Genomic DNA, 16,561 nt, shown 5'->3' on the forward strand with positions numbered 1-16,561 from the left:
ATCCATTATAATCCATTTAAAAAATTTTTGTGTATTTTTATGGATGTATTAAAACGAGGAATGTTTGTGTAAGGAGAGGGGAAAAGGTAGACAGACCTATTCAGAGAGGGGAACCATTTCATGTTAAAACTCGATCACACGCATGATCCGTATCAAAATGCGGCGTTGATTCAAGAATACGTTGAAACGTCAACCAACGAACAAGCAGTTCGACAAGCGGAACAACTGCTACACGATAGTCCATTCGTCGCACCACGACGCAATCCTAATCTCAGTCGAACGCTTCGTTCGATGATCTCGCCATTATTTTTGACGAACCGTGATAAACATATTCTACCGCTGACACCAGCTTTCGTTACACCACGCGATGAGATTCGACCAAGTTGGTTCGGTCGTCTCAATCATGAGTTCGAACGTTTGATCAGCGATGTCGAAACTGTCGATGTTACTGCTTTTGGCGCAGTCGGTGATGGACAGACGGATGATACACAAGCGTTCATCGACGCACTCGGTGATGGACATCGACAAGTCCATGTCCCACCCGGTACGTACGTCGTTCGGGGGATTCGTTTGCCTAGTTACACGATTTTAACGGGAGCCGGTAAAGGGAAAACGATTATAAAGATGCACGATGAGGCACCAAAAGGACGACGTCTCGTGACGAATCAAAATTATCTTCTCGGTAATCATCATCTCCTCGTCGAGAAAATGACGCTCGATTGGAACATTAAACGCATCGGTGACGCGAAAAAAAGTAGCACATGGGGGAACCACTCCAGTTGTCTCACATATGCGCATGTCACCTATGGCTGGGTCTTTGATGTCGAGGCCGTCAACCCGGGACTTCACTGTTTTGATATCTCGACACCATATTACAATTACAACGGAGATGGAGCTCGAGCAAATTTAAGTAGTTCATTCATCTGGTTCGATGGATTGACTGGTTACGGATTCGGAGATGACGGGATCACGACGCATCATAGCGATCACCTCTTCATCTCGAACTGTTTCATGCATGACCCAAGTGGACGTGCCCATGCAGAAGGCTTCTCCAATTCAAACGGAATCGAAGTCGATGATGGATCACGCGACGTCTGGTTGTTCAATAACGCAACAAGTCGTTGTTTCGGTGGACTCGAAATTAAGGCACATGCAACCTCTTCTGCTGCCTCGACCGTCAAAATCGTCGGACACCTATCGATTGATGATCATCGCGCGTTTAACTTCCGACACATCGGTCACCATCAAGCGACTGATCCGACGTCTCAGACGGCTTATAATATCATAGCAACGCGTTTGATTGCTCAGACTCCTAAATATACAGAACTCTATGCGAATTCAAAACCGCGTGCGCTCGTCGTTTCCGCTTATCGTAATGTCGTCATACATGATTTTACGGTGCTCGGTGATCCGTATTATGACTATCAAGAACAACCGATGATCGGGATTCAATATAAGGCACGGAACGTCACGATCAGTCAGTTGAAGATGAGCGGATTCCGACAAGCGAAAACGGACATCCAAATCTTTGGGGGAGAAAATGGGGCTGAAGACGTACGCCTTCGTGATATCCGCATTGAGGATTCCGCCAAACACGGGATTACGATCGGTCCAGACATCACGCGTGTCAAGCTAACGAACGTGGCATTAAAAGGAGACGGAACAGTTGGCTTAAACGCTAAATCGGAACCGGAAATGGAACGGTTCATCGCGACCGGATTCAAAGTACCGATTCGCGCCCAGTCGACACAAGTATGAAAAAAATGACAGGATGGACCGCGGTCCATCCTGTCATTTTTTCATTGTGCTCGAATATACGCGAGAACACGTGTATCAATCGAACGATCCGCTTGTTCGCGCATCTCGAAGTTTTCCGTATGCAGATACGTCCGGAATGCGTCTTCGAAATCACCCCGGTAGCCGAGCACTAATAATTTATCCATCAACTCTGACTCTAAGGCATCATCGATTGGCTTGATTTCTTCCGGCTTACTCGGTTGCAAATAAAGTGTATGCAGTTGATAGATGCGTTCGAGCTCTTCAATCGGACTCGGATGATCGTCAACGCGTAAATCAATATATCGGTCGTTGAATCCACCGTATCCGCCACCCTCCTTGACGACGAGGAGTGCCGCTGATTGCATTCCGCGTGAATCCCCGCCTGCTGCTTGACCAGCTGCTAACGCACGCAATAAACGTTCTGCGAGCGGACCTTGTGTTGATTCAAAGACACGTGCCATCTCTTTTACCGTGTTACCGTCTACAAGAATATTCCCTTGCGCTGCAAAGTGTTTCCCGGCAATACCGCCTGCCCAGTCGTTACATCCCTCTCCCGTGAATGTCGCACTCTTGCCATTCGCATCAATGATTCCCACTTGACGATCCGCTCGTCCTTCATCTGCTTCCGTCAATCGACGCAACACTTCGTCCGCTGAAGCACCTTGTTCGATCATTCGTAATCCTTCAGGGCCATACGTCGTGTTTGCAAATGATTGTGTCGCTACAGCACCTACTCCCGCCTTCGCAAATGGAACAGCGCTCCCGACGGCTAAAAACTTCGACTGAACGGCAACGCCCCATGCTTGTTCTTTTTCACAATACCCAACGATTGAATATGTCACTTCAGTTCCCCCTTTAGTCATTACCTATTCCGTTCGTGATAACGCTTCCCGATTCCTGCAACTGAAAAACCTTCCAGACAGATGTCCGGAAGGTCGACTTCATTGAATACCGAGTGTTACGGCAAGTAGTAGGGCGGCACATGCCAAGGCAATCCAAATCGCGAAGAGTTTCCAAACGAAGCGTAACCATTGCTCATACGGAATGCCTGCAATCGCGAGAAACGCCATCAAATGTGCGCTCGTCGGGAAAATCATGTTCGTCAATCCATCCCCATATTGGAATGCCAAGACAGCCACTTGACGCTCGATCCCGAGTAAATCCGACAATGGTGCCATGATGGGCATCGTCGTCGCCGCTTGTCCACTCCCAGATGGAATGAAGAAGTTCGTAATCAATTGCACGGCGTACATCCCGATGACGGCAAAGAACGTCGGCAAATGTCCTACGGCATTCGATAAGCCGTAAATGACCGTATCGATAACACGTCCTTCTTCAAGAATGACGACGATTGCTCGAGCAAATCCAACAATCAATGCGCCGAACGTCACGGCTTTTGCGCCGTCAATCAAACTCTCGAACGTACCGTTCACACCAAGCGTAACGATTCCCGCAATCATCCCGATGATCAAGAAGGATGCGGTTAATTCCGTCAAATACCAGCCCCACTCGAAGATTCCGATCACATTGAGTGTAATACCACCGATTAAAATAAGTAAGACGAAGGCATGACGTTTCGAAAAGCGTGAAATCGTCGTCGCTGCTTCTTCCGAACGACGTTGTTCGAGATCATAAACAAGACTGCGCGCCGGATCATGTTTGACTTTCCGTGCGTAATTCATGACATAAAGAATCGTCACTGCTAAAAATACGATATAAACAGCCGTTCGATACCCGAGACCACTAAAGAGCGGTACTTCCGCAATTGATTGAGCGACACCTACCGTAAACGGATTCAACATCCCGCCGGCAAAACCAACCGCCGCCCCTAGACTGACGATCGCGGCTCCTGTCATCGCATCATATCCAAGGGCACGCGCTAACATGATCCCAATCGGCACGAAGATGATTGTCTCCTCTGCCATCCCGATCGTCGCCCCGGCAATCGAAAAGACGAACATCGTCATCGGAATCATGATGTGCCCCTTTTGACCAAACCGACGGATTAATTGATTGATCCCCGCCTCGATGGCGCCGGTTTGACGAATGATACCGAAGACACCACCGACAAGAAAGATGTAGAAGATGATCGCAGCACCTGCTTCCATACCTTTTGGGATTGCTTCAAATAAACCAAAAAGATTGACAGGTGCAGACTCTACCGCGCGATATGTACCGTCGATGACGACAGTCTGTCCGTCTTGCTTTTCACGATCGAATTGTCCTGCTGGAAGTGTGTACGTCAAGATGACTGAAATGACGAGAATCACCATGATGATGGCATATGTATGAGGCATCTTGAAGAATGATCGCTTCGACTCTGGTGCATTCGTTCGTTCATTCATGATAAAAGCCTCCTTTTTGTGTCTTTATAAGAATAATGCCCTAATCAGGGAAAAACTAACATTTTCAGTGAAATGTCATATGATTGTAAAAGAAATGTGAAACATGCTTATATGAAATCTGAATTGAAAATGAACGTTCTAAACGGTCACATTGAACGAAAAAAGGAGGATATTCTCGGTCATAAAACCGAGGATATCCTCCTTTTTTATTTCGTTACTCTCTTACATTTATGCTTGGAACGATTGAACGTCTAATGGTTTAGCAAGAGCCGTTTGTGCAAACGCAACGAATTGTCCGAAATGAGCACTCGTGTTGTGTGCTTCGATTGCAGCTTGGTCTTCCCATTTTTCAATCATCATGAAGACATTTTCGTCTTCTGTACTTTGGAATAAGTCATAGCTGATGTTTCCTGCTTCAGCACGTGATCCTGCAACTAGTGTTTTAGTTGCTTCTAAAAATTCTTCTCGTTTCGCGGGTTGTACTTCTAATTTTGCTTCGATGGCGATCATCGGAAAGCCTCCTTTGTAATTTCGTTAACTTAAGCATCTTAGCACCTCCGAATTCGTTACGCCATAAAGATGCTCGGACGATTGATGATATTTAATTACGGGTAATTACAGATGTAATTATTACTTTGTGCCACACCAGAGAAAGGAGCAACGAAGATGCGCGTTGAGGTATTTTATTTTGAGGATGACGGGCACATTCCGAACAACCCGACATTCCCCGTGTTGATTTATCGGCACGCATTTGCAGAGCCATCACACATCGAACAGACCTTCCATGCACATGACTGGCGTAACAGCTGGGTGGATGGGATTTTTGACTTTCATCATTATCATAGTATCGCTCATGAAGTGATCGGGATTCTTGAAGGGCATGCAACCGTTCAGCTGGGTGGTCCGCTCGGTAAGACCTTCACTTTGACGAGTGGAGATATTCTTTTACTTCCTGCAGGTACGGGACATAAAGCACTTGATACAAGTCGACACTTTCGAGTAATCGGTGCCTATCCGGATGGTCAAGATTACGATACGCTGACAGGTCAAACAAGTGAACGCCCGGAAAATCTTCAACGTATTCGTCAGGTGATGCGTCCAACTCAAGATCCTGTATTCGGTGATCACGGTCCCTTGTTTGAGCATTGGTGACGTCTCCTTCTATTGAAGAAGACGTTTTTTGTTCGGAGTTCGCGTGGTAAACCCTACTATTGTCTCTCTACTAAAGGAGGAAGAACGATGAACGCAACAGAAAAGACGTTGATACTTGCTGCATTAAAGCAAAAAACGGTGACGTTTCCCGATCAGACGCATGTTCGGGCACTCGGACAAGGTACGTGGCGGATGGGAGAAGAGTCGGAGAAGCACGAGGCAGAAATCGAAGCACTCCGTGTCGGTCTTGATAGCGGAATGGAACTCATCGATACGGCAGAGATGTACGGAGAAGGTGCTTCTGAAGAATTGATTCGCGACGCGATCGCAGATCGACGAGAGGAAGTCTTTCTCGTTTCGAAAGTCTATCCGCATCATGCTGGTGGGAAAGCATTGAAGCAGGCTTGTTCCAACACACTTGAACGTCTTGGTACCGATTACCTTGATTTGTACCTTCTGCACTGGCGTGGCGACATTCCACTGAAAGAAACCGTCGAAGGACTGGAAGCTTTAAAACAAGAAGGAAAGATTCGCCGTTGGGGTGTGTCTAACTTTGACGTATCAGACATGAAAGAACTGTTGGCACTGCCAAATGGTGATCAATGCGCTGTCAATCAGGTACTCTATCACCTTGGATCACGCGGAATCGAGTATGAACTATTACCGTTACTACGTGAGCATGGTATACCAGTGATGGCGTATTGCCCACTAGCAGAAGGTGGTTCATTACGTGATCAACTTCTGAATCATCCGACCGTCGAGGAACTCGCTGAGACACATGGCGTTGAACCGGCACAGATTCTACTCGCATGGGCGATTCGTGAAGGTGACGTCATCGCGATTCCTAAGGCTGGTCAGGCACATCATGTCGAAGCCAATGGTCGCGCTGCGCTTCTGAATTTAACAGAGGAAGAGCTCGCTGCACTTGATCAAGCGTTCCCAGCACCAACGAAAAAAGAACCACTCGATATCGTTTAAGGAGGTCATTTTCATGACAAAACATGTTCAACTCGGTCAATCTAACTTATTCGTTCACCCCATCGGTCTCGGTACGAATGCTGTCGGTGGACACAACTTATATCCGAATCTCGATGAGCAAGCCGGACGCGATCTCGTTCGTGTCGCTTTGAAGCAAGGAATCAATTTCCTCGACACAGCTTTCATCTACGGACCAGAACGTTCGGAGGAACTCGTCGGTGAGGTCTGGAACGACACGGTCGCTCGAGAAGATGTCGTCCTCGCGACGAAAGGTGCGCATCAGTTCGTTGACGGAAATGTCGTCATGAACAATTCACCAGACTTTCTCCGTCAATCGGTCGAAGAGAGTTTAAAACGTCTTCAAACAGACTATATCGATTTGTATTACATTCATTTTCCGGATGAATCAACACCAAAGGATGAAGCCGTCGCTGCACTCGCAGAACTGAAAAAAGAAGGAAAGATTCGCGCAATCGGTGTCTCGAATTTCTCACTCGAACAACTGAAGGAAGCGAACAAAGACGGACATGTCGACGTCTACCAAGGGGAATACAACCTATTCAAACGGGATGCGGAAAAAGAATTACTCCCGTATATCGTTGAGAACGGTATGTCCTTCGTCCCGTACTTCCCACTCGCTGCTGGATTATTGGCAGGGAAATATACGAAAGAGACGACGTTTGATGATCTACGAAAAAATGATCCCTTGTTCCAAAAAGATGTCTTCGAACAAAATCTCGCAAAAGTCGATCAACTACGTCCGATCGCAGAAGCACACGATGCGGAAGTCGCACACGTCGTACTCGCGTGGTATTTGGCACAGGACGGCATCGATGCCATCATTCCTGGTGCCAAACGACCAGATCAGGTGACGGATACGTTGCGTACGTTAGACGTTCAGTTGTCGCAAGAGGATATCAAAAAAATCGACCAAATTTTTAGCTAATCGGTCTCTTCCTATGCACATGAGCAGAATAGGCGAAAAATCATACTAAACTTCGTATGATGGAGGCATGGAGGCGATTGATCATGAAGCACCATTTTCATTTAACCGCAGACTGGCCGGGCAATCGCAATGATGTCGGTCAGATCGAGACGGGTGAACTAAAAACAAAAATCTCAATTCCGGACGCCATGGATGGTCCAGGGGTTGGTACGAATCCAGACGAGATGTTACTCGGGGCTGCTGCTACGTGCTATATCATCACGCTTGCCGCGATGCTTGAGCGTAGTCACATTCCAAAAGTCTCGTTAACGATGGAATCTGAAGGCATCGTCGATGTCACGAACGGTGTCTTCACATACGACGCGATCATTCATCGTCCGAAACTCTTATTGCCATCTGATCTGTCGGATCGTGATGTGGAGAAGGCACAACGTCTTGCTGAAAAAGCGGAAGGTTCGTGTATGATTACGCGGGCGCTAGCTGGTAATGTTAAAGTATCGCTTGAGGCTGTTGTGGAGCGCGTGTAAGTTAATTTTAAACAATTAGAAATCAAATACTCCTTTAACTATGTATTTTCTAAATCACAGTTAAAGGAGTATTTTTTACTAAATTCAATATTGATAAGGATTTTTCAATGAATCTTGTATCTTCTTTTTTAGCACCTCGTAAGAGGCATTCTCATCTTGTCTCATTAATTTATGAATTATTCGATGGCAACTTGCACATAACAAAGCTAAGTCTTCAATCTGAGTATCTGTTATGCCACTTATACTTAATTGATTTTTATGATGCGCTTCAATGTAACCTTTCCCGATAACTCCATAAACTTCCTCATAATTCATCTCACAAATATCACAGAATAATTGTCCGGCGTGTTTAATTGCAAACTGTTCTTTTGCTTTTTTAACTACTTTTGCATTTCGTTCTGTTATGTAATGCGTGGCGAGTCGCTTTTCCCCTTCTGTATAACGCTCATCCTCCAATAGACTTTCAGCAATGTGCGAGTTAAGTACTTCACTTTCGTCTGTATAGTACTCTGTTGGAAAAGCAAAGTATTCTTTAAATTTACTTTCGAAAGTATCAAAGGTCATAAAGGGATGAAATTTTTCCAGTTTAAATGATTTATCTGATCCGTTAAGATCTTTTTTTAAGTTTATTACTTCATTTTGATTCAGCCATGCAAATTGTATATCGTTTATTCTGACTAATTCTTCCTCATTGGTAATACAAAAAATAAGGTAATCATATTCGGTTACTTTCGTATCTCGGATGCCATACATTCCACCCGTTGCTCCTCTTATTCCGATACGTTTTCCATTTAAAATTTGCTTATTCTTTTCTGATTTAAATGATACATTATATTGATCAGACAACGATTTTAACCACTCTTTTGTTAACTTTTTCATTATACCTACAATATCTTTTTGCAAGATCTATCCCTACTCTCGTTTCATTTGGAGGATTGCATGTATGATCAAAAAACAGAAAAAATCAGGAGACCAATATACTAAAGATGTTGCGATGTATTTAGAACAATTGATTCAAGAGCAATCATCTCTTTCACAAGAACAACATCCCGCAACAATCGTTGCTCAATTTCTATTCACCCAGTTTCCAAAAACGAGTGAAGTCAAAACTAAATTCGATTTTAAACGTGCTGATCATCATGCTGATTTATATATTTATCAAGACGAACACATTTATCCGATTCATTTATTTTTCCTTAAGAAAAATACAACGATTCAACCTAAAAATCCTGGTGCTAAATCTTTCTTACATAAGTACTTTGGTTTAACGGAATCCCAACACACCTTTAATGCATTACTGGATCAGGCGCGTTCTAAACTTTTTCAAGATATTGCGTTTCACCATGGGATCACCGATTTATATGTATCAGAGGCAACGTTAAAAAAATCAATTCATGCATTGCAGTTAGATGAGACCATACTTAAAGCCTATCGTAGACGATTCTTAGAAGGTATTCGGGATCATTGTTATTCGCTCCTTCTTAAGAGTCTAAATGAGCATCAATTTGATTTTTTCAAAGGTTTCAAGCATCTATCGATGATTGAAGAGTATAAAATTATATTCATCGAAGAAACCTCTGAGATCAAACTAGAACAACAGACAATACAATCATTCGAATCCGTACATCTATTGAAAAAGAACAATTCATCGATTCATATCTTAGTTGATGACTATGAGCTCGAACTTCGATTCAAATTCGAGTCTTCTTTGACGTCTTCCATTAAATTAGCGACAAAACTATCGCATACTCGTGAACTAACGAATCAATTTCAACAAAAAACGAAGCAACTCAATGCAAAGTGGTTAAATGCTTTTGAAGATTCTCTACATACTCATACATTACTTACTCATTCGAATAAAAGTAATGCAATCGGTCGCTGTCATGAAGTCCTTACGTTATATCAATTCATCAAACACGATCCAACGATTCATTTAGTCGATCCTACTCAAGTCCATCAGACATTAACAGCTTACTATTCGTATCTTGAACCAAACGTAATGCAACAACTGATTGATAGTGCTCACGTTACAACTTCCGTATTACTTCAATACCTAAAAGATGTATATGGTAAGTCTCAGATTGAACAAGTTCAACTCGTATCAGATAGCTATGTCGCGAATAAATTAGAAACAGCAGACATCTTACTCACTCTTCGACATGAACAAACCTTGATTGAGCTTCCCCTGTCCTTAAAAGCACTAAAAGCTCATAATTCTGTCATGACGATTAAAAATCCAGGTGCTGGTACGATTCTTTCTTATCAATATTTTGATGTTTTCGACGAAATGCAGGAGTTCATTGCAAGGATAAAAGAAAAGTATTTGGTCGGATTGATCTCACGTCAGGAAGTCCTCTCTGAGGTATCGAACGAAATCACAAGACACCTTTCCATCGCTTCACAAACGTCTCTTGTTTCTGGATTGAAAAAAATGATTGGAACGAACTTATCGATTGTCTCTTTTTATCAAAGTTTAACGTGCTCCATTCATCCACCGATTGAAGTCGGAGGGCATATTCATGTGTCTCAACATTCATCGACTACGACACGCTTGACTTGGTCCAACGGTAACGAATACTTGAACTTTCGAGTTAAGTTTAGTGCTGGTGTTTCTCATGGATGGTCGTCCCTAAAATTGTCATGTGAACGTTCCGTCTCATAATAAAAAAACGGATCTACTCATCAAAGAGCAGATCCGTTTCACGTTTAAAAAAGCTTCAATTGTTGTTCTGATTGCTCTGCAACTAACTCCTCTGATTTCAACCAGTCTATGATGGGTTGCAGAATACGCAACGCTAAGAGTACAGGTACAGCATTTCCAATTTGCTTATACTGTTTATCTAACCGGTTGTTTAGCTGCGTTTTCGTATTGCCACCATCGTAAAATTCGAACCAATCCGGAAACGTCTGGATACGGGCCGATTCCCGAACACTCATACGACGATTGGAACCCACTAAGCTCCATTCATCTTTTCCTATTTTTTGCATTGCCTCTCCACCTGGCCACAATTGTGCTTGTCTACCAGATGCTTGAATCGTAAAGGCTTGCTCCGTCCATTTTTTTTACGATTACGAGATAAATACATCGGAGAAAAACCACCACTGTATACATCAGTTGGTTCCTTCGGTAAATCTGCAATCGTCTCTTCTAAAGTCACGTAAGGAAATTTTCCTAAAGGACCATGAGTAGGCTCTGGAAATGTATATCTGAATGAAACATCTTTTCGTACACCGATGATAAAAACACGTTCCCGAAGTTGTGGCACCCCATAGTCTCGAGCATTGACCAGTTGGTAATTCACTTCATATCCCGCTGCAGCAAAGTCTTCAATGATTTGACGCGCTACTTCCCCTTTTCCTAAGGTTAATAATCCTTTTACGTTTTCAGCGACGAATACTTTAGGTCGTGCTTGCATGATCGCTCGAATGAAATGGATATATAAAAAGTTTCGCTCGTCATCAATCAAGCGTGGACCCGCTGAACTGAATCCAGGACAAGGAAATCCACCAAGTATGACATCACATTCAGGAAAGTGTTTGATTTTCCGTATATCTCGACCGTCTTGAAAGACCTCTGTCGAAAAGTTCATCTTATATGTGACGGCAGATTCTCGAAACATGTCATTCGAAAAAATCGTCTCTGTTACGTTTCCTTTTGATATTAACTTCTCAAAAGCTTCTTTTGATTGAAAGACTCGTTCAATGACATCTTCTCCGTACAGACTAACAAGACCAGCTAGTTCTAATCCTAAATCTAATCCTCCCGCTCCAGAAAACAGACTAATTACACTATGTGCTTTTGTTGAGCGTTTGATATCAGAAAAAAAAGCGGTATCGTCTGTTTCAAAAATACGGTTTGTTTCTTCCTGGATTTTTTCGAATAGTACATTTTTTACATCGTTCTCTTCATATTCAGTCAAGGGACGGTATTTTGCTCGTCCTCTCTCGTTTAATTTCATAGGTTTACCTCCTGGCAACATCCTCTTACCTTTATTATAAGCGAGCATCCGTTAAAAGGCCAGCATTCTGATTAAATCGTAGAATAATTGATTTTAAAGACATCGTCTTTTTTATATACCAGTTATCCACATGTGGATAACCCCATTTATGGTATACTTATGGCACTTATCCACAAGTAGAAATGAGGAAACTAACATGCCCCGTGAACTTTATCCAGTTGTCGTCAAACCAGAATGGATTGAATCGATCCGAAGCGGGTATCCCGCCTTACGCAAGGAAATGTTCGAAGCTTTGCACCATGTCAAAGAGGCAGGCGGACTGCTTCATCTGATGACAGAACATAAAGAATACCTCGCGACCGGTTATTTTGGCAAGCAGGAAAAAGGTGTCGGTTGGACTCTCTCAATGGACGAGCAAGAAGCGATTGATGTCGCCTTCTTCAAACAACTTTTTGAAAAAGCGTTAGACAAACGAAATGAATTTTTTGAAGAGTATTCAGAAGCCTTCCGTATCTTTAACGGTGCAGGGGATGGCATTGGTGGTTTGACGATTGACTGTTATGATCATCATTACCTCATTACATTCGAAAATGAAGGCATTTATACATTCCGCCCACTGATTCTTGAGGCTCTTGAATCACTACTGAATTATAGAAGCATTTATGAAAAACGAGACTTCCTCGTCGATCTTCAACCGGTCAAAGGCGACGACTTTTTGAAAGGCGAACGAGGCGATTTTCCTGAAGTCGCACAAGAATATGGTGTGTTGTATGAATATGACTTGGATGCTGGTATGCGGACTGGTTTTGACATTGCCCAACGTGAACTTCGCCGAATCCTTCTCGATTCCGTCGAACGAAAGACCGTACTTAACCTCTTTTCCGATACAGGAACGTTAACGGTAGCTGCCCTTTATGGTGAAGCTGCCCGAACGACAAGCGTTGATTTCTCGACACGTAGTCGAAATAAGACAAAAGATAATCTTATGTTGAACAGTTTTACTCCCGAAAAACAGAAGATTTTAGTTCAGGATGCGTTCGACTACATCGAACAAGCGGATAAGAAGACTCGTTTTGACGTCGTCTTGTTCCATCCGCCCGTACAAGTCAATACACGGACGCGTCAGTTTCGGACGGAACAGGATCTCGCCCTTTGGATCCAAAAAGTCATTCATTTGACGAATCGTGGAGGACTGCTTGCGATTACGACAGATAGTCCTGCTCTTGATGCATCACAATTGAAAAAAGCTGTCGAGCAGGCATTCAACAAGTTGCGTCAAAAATTCGAAGTCGTGTGGGAGCAACCGGAGCAGAAAGATTTCCCGACTCCTCCTTCCATGCCACAACTCGCTCCAAAAAGCATTCTCGTCCGTCGTAAATGATGTGTTATCTAAAAAATCCGCTACCGAATTTTTCAGTAGCGGATTTTTTATATTTTTAACAGGAAATGTAAAATGAATGGAGAATCATTTTTTAGGGGTTGGATATACACTCACCTTACCAAAGTGTGATGTTTGATCAAATCGTTGATAGAGATCGTTTAACGCATCGCGTTCATAGGGAATCTGCTCTTCAATCCGAATCTCGATGACACCCTCCTCCACTAAATGAATGAGTTCTGATAAGTGACGTTGCTGTTGTTTCATCTCATCTACTTTTCCTTTCAGTAACGGAAGCGCGACGAACACAGCTTCAAGGGACAAGGCTTTACTATGCATCATCGTTAAATCTTGTGTCGTCCGCGTCGCGATCGAAATGATGCGTCCCCGCTCTTTTGCGAGTATGAACGATTCTTGTAAATGGTCACCACCAACTGTATCAATGATGACGTCGAATCCGTCCAGATCAAGTCGGTTTAATAACGCTTCAGCTGATTCTTCCTTGTACCGATGAACGCGAATCCCTTTCGCTTCTAGCCAAGCTGCCTTCTCGTCAGAAGAGGCGCTCGCTGTGACGTCGCATCCATAATGACGCGCGAGTTGCACGGTAAAATGTCCTACTCCACCCGTTCCACCTGCTACATAAACACGGATGCCTGGGGTAATCGCGATTCGCTCTTTTAAAATTTCCATCGCCGTCAACCCAATCACCGGTAAACAACCAGCAACCTCAGCCGAGACCCCTTCCGGTCGTAAGACTGCCATCTGTTCAGGTACAAGCATTTCTTCCGCTAGCGCACCGGCACGTGTTCCAAGTCCGCCACCGAATGCGACGATGCGATCGCCGATAGAAAAAGACGTCACACCCTCGCCGATCTCAATGACTTTCCCCGTTACATCGCCCTGGAGAATTCCAGTCGTCGAAGCCGCCGCCACATGTCCGAAGAACATCTTCGTATCAAGTGGATTGATGCTCGACCCCTCGATTTGAACCCGTAATTCGTGTTTCCCCGCTTTTTCAGGTGTGACGTCTTTTTCTGTAAGTGATGCGTCTTTTCCATACTGATCGACTACGAATGCTCTCATAAAGAATTCCCCCTTTTTCATTATTAGTCTATCATGATTCAGAATTCTCTCACATTAGTCGCTCATGCTATGATGAAGGTATCTTATGACGAGAAGGGACGTTTTTGATTTGAAACAAGAATTGATTGATCGTCTAACTACATACGTGAAAGTCGATACACAGTCGAACTATGAGAGTACAACTGTTCCAACAACTGAAGGGCAATGGACACTGGCTCGTTTGCTCGTAGAAGAATTAAAGATAATTGGCATGGAAGAGGTCACGGTCGATGACAATGGTTATGTCATGGCGACGTTACCCGCTAATACAGATGCAGACATTCCGACAATTGGTTTCCTTGCTCACCTTGATACGGCAACGGACTTTACAGGTACGAATGTCCGTCCGCAACTCGTGGAAGCATATGACGGAAATCCAATCACGTTAAGTGAAGTACCGTCCGTCATCCTGTCGCCAACTGATTTTCCGGCACTACACAACTATGTCGGTCATACCTTAATGACAACGGATGGTACGACATTACTCGGTGCCGATAATAAAGCTGGAATCGCAGAAATCATGACAGCAATGCATCATCTGATTTCACATCCAGAAATCAAGCATGGTCGCATTCGTGTTGCCTTCACACCAGACGAAGAAATCGGTCGTGGACCACATCACTTCAATGTCGAAGCATTCGATGCCACGTATGCTTATACGGTCGACGGCGGTCCGCTTGGTGAACTCGAATACGAAAGTTTTAATGCGGCTGCGGCCAAAATCGTCTTCCATGGAACGAATGTCCATCCAGGAACAGCAAAAGATAAAATGGTCAATTCGCAGAAACATGCGATGGCGTTCCACGATCGTCTTCCTGGAGAAGAGTCTCCTGAATTCACGGATGGTTTCGAAGGCTTCTTCCACTTAATTTCGTTTGACGGTTCTGTCGAAAAAACGACACTCGACTACATCATTCGTGATTTTGATCGTGAGGCGTTCGAAGGACGGAAACACTTCTTATCTGCCCTCGTCGATGAGTGGAACAAAAAGTATGGCGCAGGTAGTGTGGAAATCGATTTACACGATCAGTACTACAACATGCGCGAAAAAATCGAACCTCATATGCACATCGTCGATATCGCTCATGCAGCGATGGAGTCGCTTGACATCACACCGATCATTAAGCCGATCCGTGGTGGAACGGATGGATCACAACTTTCATACATGGGTCTTCCGACACCGAACATCTTTACCGGTGGCGAGAACTACCACGGCAAGTTTGAATTCATTTCGGTCGATAATATGGTCAAAGCAACACAAGTGATCATTGCCATCGCTCAAGGGTTTGAACAAGCTTCTCGCTAATCAAAAAGCAGATTCTCAGCGCTGAGAATCTGCTTTTTTTCATGTCTGGCGTTGTTGTTTTTTCAAACGATAGATGTAACCAATCAACAAAAAGATAATCAACGTCGAGGCAATCATGAGTTCCTTCGACCATTCACCGACGAAGGAGTTGAAATTTTCCTCGATCTCTCGCTCGGGCATCTGTTCTTTCATCTGGTCTGCTTGACGCTTCGTAATTTTAAAGCTATCTTTCCACTTCCACGTTTTTTCTTCTCCTTCAACACGGATATTAATGTAATACGTACCTGGATCTAAGATTCCCGTCGTTTCAATCGGTGTTCTCATGTAAATCGACGGGGCAAATCGAACTTCCATCTCTTTACGAACGACGACTTTTTTACCTTGCGTGACGACGGCTTCGAACTTCATAGGCTGACTGATCGTCGGTACCTGATTGGCTAGCTTAACAAAGACGGTCGGTCTAGAAAAAGACGATTTTGCCTCTACCCCTTCGTACGTTATCTCGGGCGCCAATTCTTTAATCGAAGATCGGACTTTCAAACCGATGATGTAAGAGTGACGATTTTGAATACCGATTGTATTTTTTTCAGCTGTTTCTTTTTCTGGTTTCTTCTCTACCCGAACACCAGCTAACAAGGTACCGTCTAAATCGTTCACAATCTCAAGTGGTAAAGAAACGACTTTCGATTCGCCTCCTTTGATGAACGTAGATTTTGTATTCGGTTGGATGAGATCCGTCAAGGAAGTCGGAGCTAACGGGACAGGTTTCTTTTGATCGTAAACAATCAAACCATTATCGTTCGTCGTCGCATTCCGGATTGATGTCAAAAACGTATGATCCTCCGGTCCGTGATTGAAAATTCGAACTTGAATATTCGTCTTTTGTTTCGCTGTCATACGTAAATCAAAGTACGAGACACCCGAATCGACTTGATAGGTATTCGGAACGGCTTCAATCGAAAAATTGACACGATCTTCCGCAAAACTAGTCGAAGGTATGACACAGAATAACAATCCATAAAGCAGTATAGCAAGACAACTGATTCCCCATCGTTTCATCTTTTTC

At 43.8% G+C, this 16,561-nt stretch carries 16 protein-coding genes; 8 read left to right on the forward strand and 8 right to left on the reverse strand.

Annotated features, from left to right (window positions below):
* Positions 1–120: 120 nt before the first annotated feature.
* Positions 121–1,758 carry a glycosyl hydrolase family 28-related protein gene (locus AC3B4V_RS13030; protein ID WP_488378657.1) on the forward strand — a complete coding sequence of 546 codons (1,638 nt, stop codon included), beginning with the start codon at positions 121–123 and terminating at the stop codon, positions 1,756–1,758.
* Between the two features lie 41 nt (positions 1,759–1,799).
* On the opposite strand, the gene AC3B4V_RS13035 is transcribed toward AC3B4V_RS13030, so the two are convergent.
* From AC3B4V_RS13035 to AC3B4V_RS13045, 3 genes are all read right to left on the reverse strand, one after another.
* A complete protein-coding gene (locus AC3B4V_RS13035; protein WP_488378658.1) occupies positions 1,800–2,621 on the reverse strand; it encodes a DUF1028 domain-containing protein in 822 nt (273 codons plus the stop codon).
* A gap of 99 nt (positions 2,622–2,720) precedes the next feature.
* Positions 2,721–4,124: a YfcC family protein gene (locus tag AC3B4V_RS13040; RefSeq protein WP_488378659.1), complete on the reverse strand. Its 1,404-nt coding sequence runs from the start codon at positions 4,122–4,124 to the stop codon at positions 2,721–2,723.
* A gap of 228 nt (positions 4,125–4,352) precedes the next feature.
* Positions 4,353–4,634, reverse strand: a complete 282-nt coding sequence (locus tag AC3B4V_RS13045; protein ID WP_029342949.1) for a putative quinol monooxygenase — start codon at positions 4,632–4,634, stop codon at positions 4,353–4,355.
* Positions 4,635–4,790: 156 nt separating this feature from the next.
* Between AC3B4V_RS13045 and AC3B4V_RS13050 the strand changes: the two genes are divergently transcribed.
* The 4 genes from AC3B4V_RS13050 to AC3B4V_RS13065 all read left to right on the forward strand — a co-directional run bounded on the left by AC3B4V_RS13050 (position 4,791) and on the right by AC3B4V_RS13065 (position 7,727).
* The gene (locus AC3B4V_RS13050) at positions 4,791–5,276 is read left to right on the forward strand and encodes a cupin domain-containing protein (protein ID WP_023469764.1); all 486 of its coding nucleotides are present in this window, start codon (positions 4,791–4,793) and stop codon (positions 5,274–5,276) included.
* Positions 5,277–5,363: 87 nt separating this feature from the next.
* Entirely contained in the window at positions 5,364–6,254 is an 891-nt protein-coding gene (locus tag AC3B4V_RS13055; RefSeq protein WP_311246981.1) for an aldo/keto reductase, read from the forward strand.
* A gap of 13 nt (positions 6,255–6,267) precedes the next feature.
* Positions 6,268–7,200 carry an aldo/keto reductase gene (locus AC3B4V_RS13060; protein ID WP_133208435.1) on the forward strand — a complete coding sequence of 311 codons (933 nt, stop codon included), beginning with the start codon at positions 6,268–6,270 and terminating at the stop codon, positions 7,198–7,200.
* Between the two features lie 80 nt (positions 7,201–7,280).
* Positions 7,281–7,727: an OsmC family protein gene (locus AC3B4V_RS13065; RefSeq protein ID WP_156323147.1), complete on the forward strand. Its 447-nt coding sequence runs from the start codon at positions 7,281–7,283 to the stop codon at positions 7,725–7,727.
* Between the two features lie 84 nt (positions 7,728–7,811).
* Here AC3B4V_RS13065 and AC3B4V_RS13070 read toward each other — a convergent pair whose 3' ends face one another.
* Complete coding sequence (locus tag AC3B4V_RS13070; protein ID WP_488378660.1) at positions 7,812–8,630, reverse strand: HNH endonuclease; 819 nt, start codon at positions 8,628–8,630, stop codon at positions 7,812–7,814.
* A gap of 40 nt (positions 8,631–8,670) precedes the next feature.
* Here AC3B4V_RS13070 and AC3B4V_RS13075 point away from each other — a divergent pair, with 40 nt between their 5' ends.
* A complete protein-coding gene (locus AC3B4V_RS13075) occupies positions 8,671–10,389 on the forward strand; it encodes a hypothetical protein (protein WP_488378661.1) in 1,719 nt (572 codons plus the stop codon).
* A gap of 44 nt (positions 10,390–10,433) precedes the next feature.
* On the opposite strand, the gene AC3B4V_RS13080 is transcribed toward AC3B4V_RS13075, so the two are convergent.
* Together AC3B4V_RS13080 and AC3B4V_RS13085 are read right to left on the reverse strand one after the other, a co-directional pair.
* Complete coding sequence (locus AC3B4V_RS13080) at positions 10,434–10,715, reverse strand: DNA cytosine methyltransferase (protein WP_488378662.1); 282 nt, start codon at positions 10,713–10,715, stop codon at positions 10,434–10,436.
* On the reverse strand, positions 10,703–11,686 hold the full coding sequence (locus AC3B4V_RS13085) for a DNA cytosine methyltransferase (protein WP_488378663.1): 984 nt from the start codon (positions 11,684–11,686) through the stop codon (positions 10,703–10,705). Before AC3B4V_RS13085 ends, AC3B4V_RS13080 begins: the two co-directional genes overlap by 13 nt.
* Before the next feature lie 196 nt (positions 11,687–11,882).
* Here AC3B4V_RS13085 and AC3B4V_RS13090 point away from each other — a divergent pair, with 196 nt between their 5' ends.
* On the forward strand, positions 11,883–13,067 hold the full coding sequence (locus AC3B4V_RS13090; protein WP_406748684.1) for a class I SAM-dependent rRNA methyltransferase: 1,185 nt from the start codon (positions 11,883–11,885) through the stop codon (positions 13,065–13,067).
* A gap of 84 nt (positions 13,068–13,151) precedes the next feature.
* Here AC3B4V_RS13090 and AC3B4V_RS13095 read toward each other — a convergent pair whose 3' ends face one another.
* Positions 13,152–14,150 (reverse strand): zinc-binding dehydrogenase, encoded by a 999-nt coding sequence (locus AC3B4V_RS13095; protein WP_488378664.1) that lies wholly within the window; start codon positions 14,148–14,150, stop codon positions 13,152–13,154.
* Positions 14,151–14,259: 109 nt separating this feature from the next.
* Here AC3B4V_RS13095 and pepT point away from each other — a divergent pair, with 109 nt between their 5' ends.
* Positions 14,260–15,495: a peptidase T gene (pepT, locus tag AC3B4V_RS13100; protein ID WP_488378712.1), complete on the forward strand. Its 1,236-nt coding sequence runs from the start codon at positions 14,260–14,262 to the stop codon at positions 15,493–15,495.
* 39 nt (positions 15,496–15,534) lie between these two features.
* Here the strand turns inward: pepT and AC3B4V_RS13105 are convergent, their stop codons facing one another.
* Complete coding sequence (locus AC3B4V_RS13105; RefSeq protein ID WP_488378665.1) at positions 15,535–16,554, reverse strand: DUF916 domain-containing protein; 1,020 nt, start codon at positions 16,552–16,554, stop codon at positions 15,535–15,537.
* Positions 16,555–16,561: the final 7 nt, after the last annotated feature.

The organism is Exiguobacterium sp. E17S, from assembly GCF_057772545.1.

What these genes read in the sequence shown, in the direction of transcription:
- AC3B4V_RS13105 (WP_488378665.1), bottom strand. Translation starts at nt 16,554, where the DNA reads ATGAAACGATGGGGAATCAGTTGTCTTGCTATACTGCTTTATGGATTG.
- AC3B4V_RS13075 (WP_488378661.1), top strand. Translation starts at nt 8,671, where the DNA reads ATGATCAAAAAACAGAAAAAATCAGGAGACCAATATACTAAAGATGTT.
- AC3B4V_RS13055 (WP_311246981.1), top strand. Translation starts at nt 5,364, where the DNA reads ATGAACGCAACAGAAAAGACGTTGATACTTGCTGCATTAAAGCAAAAA.
- AC3B4V_RS13085 (WP_488378663.1), bottom strand. Translation starts at nt 11,686, where the DNA reads ATGAAATTAAACGAGAGAGGACGAGCAAAATACCGTCCCTTGACTGAA.
- AC3B4V_RS13050 (WP_023469764.1), top strand. Translation starts at nt 4,791, where the DNA reads ATGCGCGTTGAGGTATTTTATTTTGAGGATGACGGGCACATTCCGAAC.
- AC3B4V_RS13080 (WP_488378662.1), bottom strand. Translation starts at nt 10,715, where the DNA reads ATGCAAAAAATAGGAAAAGATGAATGGAGCTTAGTGGGTTCCAATCGT.
- AC3B4V_RS13060 (WP_133208435.1), top strand. Translation starts at nt 6,268, where the DNA reads ATGACAAAACATGTTCAACTCGGTCAATCTAACTTATTCGTTCACCCC.
- AC3B4V_RS13045 (WP_029342949.1), bottom strand. Translation starts at nt 4,634, where the DNA reads ATGATCGCCATCGAAGCAAAATTAGAAGTACAACCCGCGAAACGAGAA.
- AC3B4V_RS13090 (WP_406748684.1), top strand. Translation starts at nt 11,883, where the DNA reads ATGCCCCGTGAACTTTATCCAGTTGTCGTCAAACCAGAATGGATTGAA.
- AC3B4V_RS13040 (WP_488378659.1), bottom strand. Translation starts at nt 4,124, where the DNA reads ATGAATGAACGAACGAATGCACCAGAGTCGAAGCGATCATTCTTCAAG.
- AC3B4V_RS13095 (WP_488378664.1), bottom strand. Translation starts at nt 14,150, where the DNA reads ATGAGAGCATTCGTAGTCGATCAGTATGGAAAAGACGCATCACTTACA.
- AC3B4V_RS13030 (WP_488378657.1), top strand. Translation starts at nt 121, where the DNA reads ATGTTAAAACTCGATCACACGCATGATCCGTATCAAAATGCGGCGTTG.